This window comes from Marinagarivorans algicola, from assembly GCF_001292705.1.
Lineage (GTDB): Bacteria > Pseudomonadota > Gammaproteobacteria > Pseudomonadales > Cellvibrionaceae > Marinagarivorans > Marinagarivorans algicola.
The window spans coordinates 1-12,402 of record NZ_LGAK01000046.1 but is presented as its reverse complement, the minus strand read 5'-3'; the positions used below and the strand labels follow the sequence as shown (position 1 = coordinate 12,402).

Annotated in this window: 7 protein-coding genes; 5 read left to right on the top strand and 2 right to left on the bottom strand. The window is 48.1% G+C overall.

Annotation, left to right across the window (positions count from 1 at the left end; translation table 11 throughout):
- Positions 1-194 precede the first annotated feature (194 nt).
- Positions 195-923 carry a fumarate/nitrate reduction transcriptional regulator Fnr gene (gene fnr / locus AC438_RS13390; protein WP_053981776.1) on the bottom strand — a complete coding sequence of 243 codons (729 nt, stop codon included), beginning with the start codon at positions 921-923 and terminating at the stop codon, positions 195-197.
- A gap of 540 nt (positions 924-1,463) precedes the next feature.
- On the opposite strand from fnr, the gene AC438_RS13385 reads away from it, so the two are divergent.
- The 5 genes from AC438_RS13385 (at position 1,464) to AC438_RS13365 (ending at position 11,557) form a co-directional block, all read left to right on the top strand.
- Positions 1,464-2,681, top strand: a complete 1,218-nt coding sequence (locus AC438_RS13385; protein WP_053981775.1) for an FAD-dependent monooxygenase — start codon at positions 1,464-1,466, stop codon at positions 2,679-2,681.
- A 437-nt stretch (positions 2,682-3,118) separates the two neighbouring features.
- Positions 3,119-4,573, top strand: a complete 1,455-nt coding sequence (locus AC438_RS13380) for an autotransporter domain-containing protein (protein WP_082354164.1) — start codon at positions 3,119-3,121, stop codon at positions 4,571-4,573.
- A gap of 1 nt (position 4,574) precedes the next feature.
- On the top strand, positions 4,575-7,664 hold the full coding sequence (locus AC438_RS13375; protein WP_162230748.1) for a glycoside hydrolase family 6 protein: 3,090 nt from the start codon (positions 4,575-4,577) through the stop codon (positions 7,662-7,664).
- A 341-nt stretch (positions 7,665-8,005) separates the two neighbouring features.
- Entirely contained in the window at positions 8,006-9,742 is a 1,737-nt protein-coding gene (locus AC438_RS13370; RefSeq protein WP_053981772.1) for a NirA family protein, read from the top strand.
- Between the two features lie 45 nt (positions 9,743-9,787).
- Positions 9,788-11,557 (top strand): diflavin oxidoreductase, encoded by a 1,770-nt coding sequence (locus tag AC438_RS13365; protein ID WP_053981771.1) that lies wholly within the window; start codon positions 9,788-9,790, stop codon positions 11,555-11,557.
- A gap of 460 nt (positions 11,558-12,017) precedes the next feature.
- Here AC438_RS13365 and AC438_RS13360 read toward each other — a convergent pair.
- The coding region (locus AC438_RS13360; RefSeq protein WP_156317084.1) for a transposase at positions 12,018-12,402 on the bottom strand (385 nt) is incomplete at its 5' end.

The following is a 12,402-nucleotide window of genomic DNA, read 5'->3' as shown; positions in this document are numbered from 1 at the left end:
TTTCATATTGAGCCAAAGGGTATGGCAAAAAATAGAAAGTAAAATTACGATGAGCGTGTTCATGGCATATTCCTATGACTGTGATGATGCGTTTAATCTCAGTATAAGTCATGCTTAAGCACTCTTGGTTACCGCTGCTTTTCTCGATACTTCAAGCGTTCTCGATACTGCAGTCGTAGTATTTGTGGTAGCATTTAGGTAAAAGCGTCGCCGGTGATACGTTTTTTGAGTTGTGCCATGTCTTGAATAATGACATGTTTTTTATCGAGACAAATAATACCTAGTTTATGCAGTCGCCCCAACACGCGACTAACCGTCTCGATGGTTAAACCGAGGTGGTTAGCAATATCGGAGCGTGACATGGGCAAGTAAAATTCAGCAGCAGCTAAGCCCCTTTGGCTATTGCGCTGGGAGATGCTAAGCAGTAAAAAGGCCATTTTTTCTTCGGCACTGTTTTTACTGAGTAGGCTAATTAAAGCCTGATCTGATGCGATTTCTTTGCCCATCACTTGGAAAAATCGACGTTGCAGGCTAGGTAGTTTAAGGCTTAGCTCTTCTAAGCGGTGAAAGGGAATATCGCAGACCGAGCTGGTCTCTAAAGCAATGGCGGTGTTGGTATGAACGCTTGTGGCAATACCGTCCATACCGAGTATTTCGCCGGGTAAATAAAAGCCTGTAATTTGCTCGATACCATCAGCACTCACGCACACGGTTTTAAATGCGCCAGAGCGCACAGCAAATACCGATTTAAATTCGCTGCCGGCATAATACAGCGCATCGTTTTTTTGGAGTGGGCGTCCACGCTGAATAATTTGATCGAGTTGATTAATATCATTGCGCAATAAGCTGATAGGTAAGCATAAATCGCTCAATCGGCATTCGCTACAGTTGACTTGTGAACCGGTATTGCAGTGTGCTTTCATTCAAGCCTCGTTTAAGTGAGCTGCGTAAAGACTGGCAAGTGAGCGTCTTTAGGCGTGTTATTTAATGGAGTGAGTCGCATATTGTTTGCTCAATGCGCACACCCTTATCGAATCTGGCTTTGAGGCTTTAAGCATAATGGCCGGATGGATTCTGTACTTGTATTCAGAGTATAGAGGGTTAGACTTTGCAGCATCGGGCTTACAGTAACGCCAGTTAAGACTCTGAGGGGTACTCGCTTGTCATTGGAGCGGCCCGTCAAAGTAGGCGTTAGCCTATTATCGTGTATTGCTGCATCTTCAATGTTGACATATTACAGGGCTTATTGAGCTGACAAAAGACGTAGTTTTTATTCTTTGCGTTCAATGCGCGTTGAATGGTAAGGCAGAGGGTTGATTGTTTGTTCCTTTACGGATTGGTGCACGTATTAACGAGGGCGAAGTTGCTTGTGGTGACGTGACCGCACCAAGATTGATTTGACCCTATCAAGGTTTACTTTTTTACGCGACTGAGCGTATCACTATATTTTATTGGGAGTTGAAGTGGCAATTCAAACAGATATCGCGATTGTAGGGGGGGCACTGGCTGGCGCGACACTAGCGCTGGCATTAGCGAAGCACACGCAGTGGCGCATTACACTGATTACAGGCTCTGCATTACCATCAGCCAATCTGCGAGAAAGTGCTGAGGAGGATATTGCGAGCAGCCGCGTTGTAGCCCTGAACGAGACATCTTTGCGTTTTTTAACGCAATTGGGTATCAACCCGCTAGCGCAGCCACATACGCATTGCACTTACCGGGATATGCATGTGTGGGATGGCGAAGGGACCGGTGAGGTAAATTTTAGCGCATCAGATAACCATATGGAGCGATTAGGCGTCATTGCACAAAGCGAGGCGTTAGTGAGCGAATTATTACAAGGCGTTGCAGGGCAATCACGTATTCAAATGATCGCCAATAACCCTGTGGTTGCTTTCAGTGAGGGTAATGATGGCGTAAAAGTTATTGGTTTGAGCTCGGGGGAGCGGGTCAAGGCAAATTTGGTGGTCGCTGCCGATGGTGCGCACTCGTTTATACGAGATGCGGCCAATATTCCCGTTCAAAAAAAGCCCTACGGGCAAAGTGCGATCGTCGCGACCGTTGAGCTAGAGCGCGGGCATAACGCGGCAGCGTATCAGTGTTTTAGTAGTGATGGCCCCTTGGCTTTTTTGCCATTACCCTTCGTGGGTGATAAGCACTATTGTGCCATTGTATGGTCACAAGACAACAATAAGGCCCATGCGCTGTCGCAGCTAGATGATAGCGCATTGGCACTTGCGCTCGAACGAGGCATAGAAAAGCGGTTGGGGCGCGTGCTAGGTGTGTATCACCGAGCACTGATTCCTTTACTTGAACAGCATGCAGAGCAATATGGCACGAGAGGAGTTGTTTTAGTGGGCGATGCTGCACATACATTACACCCTTTAGCTGGGCAGGGTGTGAATTTAGGTTTTGCCGATGTGTCGGTGTTGGTCGACGAGCTGGGCCGCGCTGAACGCAGAGGTTTATCGGTACAGGCGCCTTGTGTTGTCACGCGCTATCAGCGCCGTCGAAAATTACATAATGCCGCGGCGATTAAAGCGATGGCGCTGTTTAAAATGTCTTTTGAACAGCGCAGCCCTTATTTTACATTATTGCGCAATACAGGAATGCACATATTTAACCAGAGCACACACTTAAAAAAACGTGCGATGGCGCTTGCTGCTGGAACGATGATATAACCCATTCAGAGATACCTAAACTGAGCGCATGAATCATAGGCTGGGCCACCCCAGCCATTGCCGCTTTATACCCCTGCGTTATCTAACCTGTTTTCCTCTATAGGGCTCGGAGCTTAAATGCCTAGGCGATAATCCATGAGCCCTCTTTCAGGTGAGGCGTGTCAACTTGGTTGAATAATGACAAGTTTTTGAACTTAAGCAGATGTACGTGCCAGAATGCGTATTATGGAGCTATTAATTATAGCTTTGCCCGCTCAAGTTGTGATTTTTTTGATAGCTTGAGTAAACTGCATGTCCTATTCTTTAGCGTGTTTAACGAATGTCTCACATAGTGTTTGGCACAAAAAGCCGTAAGCTAGCATACCACGCTAATGTCTTAATTTTTTACAGCGAGTCTACTGTTAAGTCATGGCTTTGCTTGTCAAATCGGATGTTTTATGTTGTTTGCTCTATCGGTTTTACCGACGCTTAAAAAGAAGTTTGTACGGGTATATTTTTCGATATTAACGGGGCTATTAGCAGGCAAAAGACGGCCTGCTCTTAAATGGCAGGCTCGCTATTCCCTTGAACGTTTGATTATATACAGTAGCTGTAGTGTAGTGCTGGCAAGCGCTTTGTACGCAGTGCCTATCCACGCACTACTCAATGCTGAAAATGACTCGCGCACTGTGCCTGCCGAAACCCCTATCTTGATTGATGTGCTGAGCAATGATGTCAGTGATGATGGTGCGCTGAAGATTATTCAGTTCAGCCAGCCTGCCAATGGCTCGGTCATGCAAGCTAGCGGCGGTTTAAGGTACCAACCCAATCAAAATTTTGTAGGCTATGATCGCTTTACCTATCGCATTCAAAATGCTTCGGGGGTGGCCTCAGCCACTGTGCTCATTTCGGTAGGTAATGTACCAGCACAAGCGACAATGGCGCCGCTGGCCATTGTCGCGATGGCGAGCGCGAGTGTGGCTACTCACCGCCGAGCACTGAATCAATTTGCGCGCCTAGGGGCGAGCTTTGCAGCACTCAACCGACACCAGATACCGTTGGCTGGTTTGGGTGCTGGCGATAGTTTAATGCCTGCTGGTGGTTTATTTGTAAGTGCCCATACCGATGCAAGTCAACAAAAGGAGACGGTGTATCAGCCCGCTTACCAAGGTGATTCGTCAGGTTTTACAGTGGGCGCCGATTTTTTAGCGGGGCGACGCTGGTTTTTGGGAGGGGCGATCGGTTATTCGCAAGGCAAAGCAGACTTTGATGTGCACAATACCACGCTACTTGAGCGCTTAGACAATACAGAAACCTCGCTTATTGGCATGATGAGCTATCAAGGAGACGTATTATTGGCGCAGGCACAACTGGGTATAAGCCGGCATGCTTTTGACTGGCGCGTAGGTGATGGTTTTGGGCGTAATAATGAGCCTAGCGGTTATTGGGGGCACACAAGTGGCGCAAGTCAATTTGCTTATGCCAGTGTGGATTATGCGTTTGCTGCACAGGGCTGGCAACTTATGCCGAGTGTGGGTGTGCTTTATGAGCGCTCGAGTATTCATGATTCGGCGGCAAGGGGGCAAGTGTTTAACGGTGGTACGAACAATCACTGGCAAGCGGTTGTGAGTCTGCATGTAGATTATGCCGCTACCTTTGCCTGGGGTGTTTTATTACCACAGCTGAGTATAGGGAGTGAGCGCATTATATCATCGCAGGCAACAGCTCATCATGCGCCTGATTTTGCGCGTCAACAAGCGATTTACGATGATCAAACCCAATTAACCTTAGAGGCTGGCCTTGCGTGGATTTTACCGCGTGGACTCTCAGGCTTTGTGATTTACCAGCGCCTTATGGCACACGCTTACTACCAAAATGATGGGCTGCAAGCGGGCTTGCGGTGGGAGTTTTAATGTGAGTGATTTCTCTCGATGTGTGCGTGTGGCGAGTGTCGTGTTGTGTGTATTGCTTTTGTGGGCTTGCGGCTCGGAGCATACCGTTGAGGCGCCAGTGGTCTCATCGGCACCGAATGGGGCATTGGTGGCTTTAAATCCGCCCCTTGAATATGCTGACAGCGGGATGGTGCTAGAGCTTAAGCCGGTAGTCTCCTCTCATGCGGAACTGGATAGTGTGACTTGGCAGCAAGCTTCTGGCCCCAAGGTGTATATTCAGCAGCCGAATACGCTTAATGCCAATGTTGTACTGCCCTTTGTGAGTGAGTCGCAAGAGGTTGTCTTGCATCTGACCGCGCGCGTTAAAGGTATGCATCAAACGTTCACGAAAACGATTACTGTATTACCACTGGCGCGACGTCTACACCCCGAGCCTTTTACTGTATTGGGCGGCAGCAGTGATAATAGCGATACCTCGGGTGAGCGGGTACTGGACGCCAATGTGTATTTGTCGAAACAGCCGATGCCCGCGGTGGTGCTCAGTGACCTTGTCTTTAGTTGGCGCTACAACACAGCCCGCGTTCAGCTGCTCAGCTCTACGGTGATTCATAAAAACGATGGCAGTGCTGATGGCGAGAGCAGTGGCGTTAGGTTAAAGCTATTGGTACCCCCGCAACAGCGTGAATCTTTTGCGGTATTGAATGTACAGTTTGCTGATGGTCATATTGATGCGGCAGTGCTGTTGTTACCTGCGGTAGTGGAGGCTTCATCGAGCCTTGCCGTGTCTGATAAAAGTACCAGCAGTCATGCTAAGAGTAGTACCAGTATTAATAGTCATAGCAGTAGCCGCTCGAGTCGTTTTTCGGTGTCATCGCATGCAGCCTCAAGCCATGGCTATCAAAGCTCCAATAGCAGTGCGGCCTCGAGTATCGGTATGGCAAGTTCATCGTCGCAGGTCAGTAGTGATTCGTCAGTGGCTTCAAGTGTTATTACGATGGCTTGTCGCGGCATCACGCTACAGGCGAGCGGGGTGACAGCGCCTGGTAATCCATTTGTGGATGCGAAGGCTTATATTGATGCTGATTATGTGAGACGCGTGCAATCAATCCGCGGTGATGCTGGGCCGTGGCAGGATGCTATCGATTTAATGACTCGGCAGTCGACTGGGATTTGGTTGGATCATCAGGCGAAGCTATGTGGCCCTACACGTGATGGTCGCATGAGCTTATTAGCACATCTACATAAAGCCGAGGCGCAGGCGCAAGCATTGGGGCAAGCAGTTGTAATGCCGTTGGTGCTATTTGACTTGCCCGGGCGAGATTGCAGCTCAGGTGCCGCGCCGGGTGATAATGCCCCCACCACCGAAGGTTTAGCGCGATATCAGCAAACAGTTGATATTATTCAAGCGCTCGCGTTTGCACACCCGCATGTACGTATGGTTATCGATATTGAGCCTGGTGCGCTGGCGATGACTGTCGATGCCAAAGAAAACGGTACCAACGTCTGCGAGGATGAAATTGCGTTATACCGTAAAGGCGTTGTTTATGCCTTGGCGTCGTTTGCTCAGGTGCCGAACCTTTATGCGTATATAGATGTGGCTCATGCTGCTTGGTTGGGCTGGCATATGGATAGCGCAGTGGCTGAGCTGGTGGCTTGGGTGAGCGAAGCGCACAATCGGGACGGCGTGCAAGGGGCTGTATTATCGGGCATAGGCACGAATGTTGCCGAGTATATTCCACTGACCGAGCCGTACATACTGGCTTCAGATACCAGTAATTCGCGCTTTTATAATTACAATACTTACCTCACGGCGCTGGATTATGCCGGTGACTTTACAGCGAGGTTAAAAGCACAGGGGCTGGAGGTTGGTGCTTTAATCGATACCGCACGCAATGGCTGGGGTGGTGCTTACCGCCCCTTGGCGTCAGGTTTTGGTGACAGCTACCGCTTAGATCAAAGGCGTTCGCGTGCTGACTGGTGTAATCATGCATTGGCGGGTATGGGTGAGCTTCCGCGTGCTACGCCGAGCGCCGAGCATGATTTTATTCATGCGTATACATGGCTTAAACCACCTGGCGAGTCTGACGGCGATGGCACCTTGATGGCCTGTGATCCGTTATTGACAGAGGCTTTACCCAATAGTCCTAACGCAAGCGAATGGTTTGAGGTGCATTTTTTACAATTGCTTCACAATGCGTGGCCTCAACAACTGGCTGTGTGGCCAAAGTCTGTCAGTGGGCATGATGTGAAGCCGCTGAATGTACAGTATCGCGTTGCAACAGTGCCGCCAGCACCAGCGACCTACGCCTTAACACCCTATGAAGCGGCTGCGAGTGATCAAGAAATAACACTGGCTGATATACACATTGTTGTGACCTTACCTAATGCCGATATAGAGCGCATTGAACTGTGGGCCGAAGGAAAAAAGCAAGCTGTTGATATTGTGATAGCGCAAGGTGAAGCTGTGATAACACTGGCGTCGCTGAGATTAAGCGCGCGGCGGCATAATTTAGTGGTGCGCCTAATAGATGGTGATGAGCAGGAATATCAAGGACAATTAAATTATGCCGCCGAGCCTATGACTGGTGGCTCGACATTACCTGATGTGCTGTTGGGGGGGGCGAGCAATCGCTCGTTGGATGGTGATAAGGGCAATGATGTACTCGTTGATACAAGTGAGGGCCATTGGTTGATGGGTGGTGAGGGGGATGATTGGTTGTTTGGTGACCGCCTTGACGGTGGCGAGGGCAATGACACGCTGGTGATTCGATCGGGCTTTAGCGCGCCAGAGGTGAAAGGTGGCGCTGGTGATGACGACTATGTGATTGCGCATTTATCGGACGTACTTTATTTACATGATGAGCAAGGCAGCAATAGGCTGTATTTACCCCATATTACATTCGCGCAAACACGTTGGCGGGCGGTGGTTGGGCCTGATGGCGAACCGGCTTTAGAGCTCGCTATTTTTGAGACGGCGACTCACTCTAGCCGAGTGGCGACGATTGTTCTTCAGGGTTTTTACCGTTCGGGTTCTCGCCCCTTTGTGTTGGTGTCTTTTGCTGAATCGGTTGCACTAACCCCTGATTTTTTCACGCCACCGAAATTGAAATAAACATATTTTGTGGATGTGATTATTTGTAACTTAGTGATGACCTATTGTAGTGCGTAAAGAGTCACGATAAAGCATTTTTATCGTGACGTATTTTTTCTCATACCAATAATATGTTTTATTTTTGTGCTTATGAGGGTGTGCTGTTTTTTTGCGGTGCATTTTTTAGGTAAGTAATGTTTTTTTAGGGGATATTGAATATTTTTTTGTAGAGCGCTAGTTGGCCTTTTATTTGCTCTTAGATGATATCGCTAAGCTTAATGGCTTATCTTTTTTATCATTAAGTGAATCATTTAGTCATCTATTGGGTGTGGTAGCCACACACACTACAAAGAGTAACCCTCATGATCGCAACGGACAAACCGCAAGCCAAAGGTTTTACATCAGAGCAGCAAGCCTACCTTGCTGGTATTCTTGAAAAGTTAAATTTGCATAAAGCATTTGACGGCGGGGCTAAAAAAGAAGCCCCTAAAACTTTATATGGCACACCCATTGAAGACCTGTGCAAAGAAGAGCTAGCTAAATACGACACTCATCCATTAGACCTATGGGATAAAATTGTTCAGCTCAATGATCGCAATCAAATTGCCGAAGGCATTGATCAATTTATGTTTCGCCACTTTGGCATTTTTAATGTGGAACCTAATAGCCCAGGTTACATGTGCCGCTTGCGTATTCCAGCGTGTAAAATGCGCGGTGATCAATTAGGTTTGCTCGGTGACTTGGCCGAAAATGTGGCCGGTGGTTATGCCCATTTAACCACGCGGGGCAACTTTCAATTGCGAGAAATTATGCCCAATCGCGTGTTGGATTTATTTGCTGGGCTCTATGATATGGGGTTGAGTTGCACAGGCTCAGGCGCTGATAGCGCACGCAATATTACCGCCACGCCAACGGCAGGGTTTGATGTGGCAGAGTTAATTGATTTGCATCAATACGGCATTAAGCTTGGGCATATTATTTTAAATAATCGCGACTTAAATGGTTTGCCCCGCAAGTTTAATATTGCCTTTGATAACGGGGGTTCCATCTCTTGTGTGAGTGATACTAACGATATTGGTTTTTTAGCCGTTAAAGTCAATGATAACCCCGTTGGCGTTGCCCCTGATGTGTACTGCCGTATTTTACTGGGCGGGATTACAGGCCATTTAGATTTTGCCCGTGATACCGGTATTGTGTGTAAGCCGGCCGACACGCCGGCCATTGCCGAGGCCATGTTACGCGTTTATATCGAGCATGCCGATCGCACCAACCGTAAAAAAGCACGCTTAAAATATGTATTAGATAAGCATGGCTTTGATTGGTTTATTGAGCGCACCCAACAAAAGCTGAATGCGCTGGGTAACGATGTGCAATTAATGCGCTTGAGCCAAGCATATGATGCGCCACGGGCCAAAATTAAGCGACAAGCACATATTGGTATACACGCGCAAAAGCAAGAGGGCCTTAATTATGTAGGCGTTGCCTTAGAGGTAGGCAAAATGATGCCCGAGCAAATGCGCGGCATTGCTAAAATAGCGCAAAAATATGGCCAAAATGATATTCGGCTCACGGTATGGCAAAACCTCATAATCCCACATATTGCCGATGCCGATACAGAGGCTGTTGTTGCCGAGATTGAAGCGCTAGGCTTGAGCGTTAACGCCTCATCATTTGCCGCTGGCGCCATTGCTTGCACTGGTAAGTGGGCCTGCAAATTTGCAGGGGCCTACACCAAGCAAGACGCAACGCGTTTGGTTAAATACTTAGAGTCAAAGTTTGTCCTCGATCAACCCATTAACATTCATCTTACCGGTTGCCATCACACCTGTGCGCAACATTATATTGGTGATATCGGCATGATTGGCGCTGCAACGGCCGATGGTTCAGAAGGCTACAACATTGTATTAGGTGGCGGCACCGATGACGACAGAGGCTTAGCGCAAGAGTTTTGCGGCCCTATTGCGGCGGCCGATATCGATCCCTTAGTCGAATATATGATCGAGCAATACCTGGCTTTGCGTGAGGGGGAGGAGTCGTTTTTAGCCTTTACTCGCCGCCACACCATTCAACAATTACAGGCATTATTGTTAAAAGCGTAATGGTTGTGTCATCAGCGTTGCTCGCAAAAAATACAGGTAACCCCTATGAGTGAAGAAACAAAAAACATGGCTGAAAAAAATATTGTTAACCAATTAGCCGCGGCTATTGGCGCCACGCATGCTAAAGCGCCCGCTGCTTTTTTAGATGAAACGGCGCCGTTTGAAGGTGAACAAAAAACATGGCTCAATGGCCTTTTGACGGGGCTTAATGCGATTGCTATGGCGGCACAAGGTGATACCGGTGATGTGCCTGGTACCGCCATGAGTATTTTGTACGGCTCACAATCAGGTAATGCTGAAGCACTGAGCAAAGGCTTGCGTAAGTTTGCAAAAACGCAAGGGTTTGATGCTGCGGTGAGTGAACTCGACGGGGTAGACCCACAAGATTTAGCGCAAATGAAGCACGTATTAATTATTTGTTCGACATTTGGCGAGGGTGAGCCGCCCGATAATGCACAGGCTTTTTATAACACGCTCATGTCTGACAACGCACCCCGTTTAAGTGCCGATGTGAATTTTAGTGTGTGTGGCTTGGGCGATTCAAGTTATGCTTTTTTTAACCAGTGCGCTAAAGATATTGATGCCCGGCTAGAGGCACTAGGCGCGACACGGGTGCATGCGCTTGCCTCTTGTGATGTCGCCTTTGAAGATGACTTTGCGCACTGGCAAAAAGCCGCATTTGCCAGTGAGGCTTTTATGCACGCAGCCGGTGCGGCCTCAGGTACTGTTGAGCCAGAGGTGGGGCCCAAGTTTGATAAAAACAGTCCTTTTTTAGCCACATTAATGGTGACTGAAAATTTGAGTGGCCCAAAATCGGCTAAGCGAGTTAACCATATTGAAATTTCTTTAGCCGGCGGTACCGACGAGCTCGATTACGCGGTTGGCGATGCGTTGGGCGTATGGCCAGTTAATTGCGCCAAAGAAGTACAAGCGCTTTTAGATACATTGCACTTCAGTGGTCGCGAGAGTGTGCAGCTAAAAGCGGGGCCGGCTTCTTTGCGTGCCGCGCTTTTAACACAGCTAGATATCACAACGGTCAATGCCAAAACACTAGAGACTTGGGGTGTTGAACCGTTAGGTCATGACGCTCAGGTAATTGATGTACTGCGTGCGGTCGATAAACCTCTAGCGGCACAAACATTCGTGGATGGCTTACGGCTATTACAGCCTCGCTTATACTCTATTGCCTCTAGCCCTAAAGCGCACCCCGGCGAAGTACATTTAACCGTAGGCCAGGTGCATTACACTTTACATAACACTGCGCGCAAAGGCGTAGCCTCCACGTTTTTGGGTGAGCGTTTAGGCGCGGGTAGCACGGTCGGTGTTTACTTGCAGCGCTCGGCACATTTTCATCTACCGGTCGACGATAATGCGCCGTTAATGATGATTGGCCCAGGCACAGGGATTGCTCCTTTTCGAGCCTTTTTAGAAGAGCGTGAAGCGCGCCAAGCGCCAGGCAAAAACTGGTTGTTTTTTGGCGATCAGCACGAACAACACGATTACCTCTATCGCAATCAAATTCAACACTGGCAAAACGCCGGTATACTCGATCGCTTAAGCTTGGCTTGGTCTCGTGATACGGCCGAAAAAGTTTATGTTCAAACCTTAATTATGGCGCAAGGTGCAGAGTTTTTTGCGTGGCTAGAGGCTGGTGGCTATGTGTATATTTGTGGCGATGCAACACGTATGGCCGCTGATGTCGATGCCGCCATTCGCGCGGTAATTGCTCAGCATGGGCATCGAGATCCCGCGGCTGTAGATGATTATATGAAGCGCCTTATCGCTGAACATCGCTACCAGCGGGATGTTTACTAGGCCGTTTTTTTACTGTGTTTTTAAGAGTGCCTGCAGAATGTTTTGCGCTTACAGTTTTGGGGTGAAGATTATAGCATTGTGAAGGGGTAGGGCTAACTGGATGGCAGGTGAGAACATGGACTGCGTACTCCGTTAGCATCTTGTTGAAGGACGTGCGTGTAAATTTGAGTGCCACTTAGATCGTGTGGCCAAGCTGCTCCATGCCGTTCTAATATCGGCACCGCTGGCGTAGTCGGTTTTTATAAAGACGCAAATCAGTTGTGTAATAAGGGCATTAAGGCCAGCCTTGTGAAAAACGTGTAACAAAATAGGTGAGTGTGGCGCCCTTGTGCTCTAGCGTTGAGAGATGTAGTGTTTACGCCTTTAAAATTAGGCTGGTCAGAGCGGGCGTTAGTATGGCCTAATTCTAGCTAATAAACTGTTATACGCTATTCATAACTTGCAACACTGCAGACAGTTATCATGAAGCTATAAGCCCGTAATCACTCAGCTCTTCGTATACATTACAGACTTTAATCGATTTCAGGCTTAAACCTAACCTATCAAAAACTCTTGAGAGCAGATGTTGGTTGGACTTTCGTCGTTTCCAGCTCGCTATCGATATGACTGTTTTCCCAGTCGTTTGTTTTTGATTTCTATCCTCAATCTTGAGTAGATTGAGAGTCGTTAATGATGCGTTGACCTGATTGTCGATGGCTTCTGAGCAGCGTGATTGGCAGTGTGTCAAACCGGTGTGCTGTTTAGCATCTCTGAATAAAAATTCAATTTGAAATCGAGCCTTGTAGTACGACAATAATGTCAGCGCCTCTAAATTTATATCTGTCGAGAATAATATCGCTCTTGTC

Excerpts from the sequence above, each read along its gene's own strand:
- fnr (WP_053981776.1), bottom strand. The coding sequence starts at position 923 with ATGAAAGCACACTGCAATACCGGTTCACAAGTCAACTGTAGCGAATGC.
- AC438_RS13370 (WP_053981772.1), top strand. The coding sequence starts at position 8,006 with ATGATCGCAACGGACAAACCGCAAGCCAAAGGTTTTACATCAGAGCAG.
- AC438_RS13365 (WP_053981771.1), top strand. The coding sequence starts at position 9,788 with ATGAGTGAAGAAACAAAAAACATGGCTGAAAAAAATATTGTTAACCAA.
- AC438_RS13380 (WP_082354164.1), top strand. The coding sequence starts at position 3,119 with ATGTTGTTTGCTCTATCGGTTTTACCGACGCTTAAAAAGAAGTTTGTA.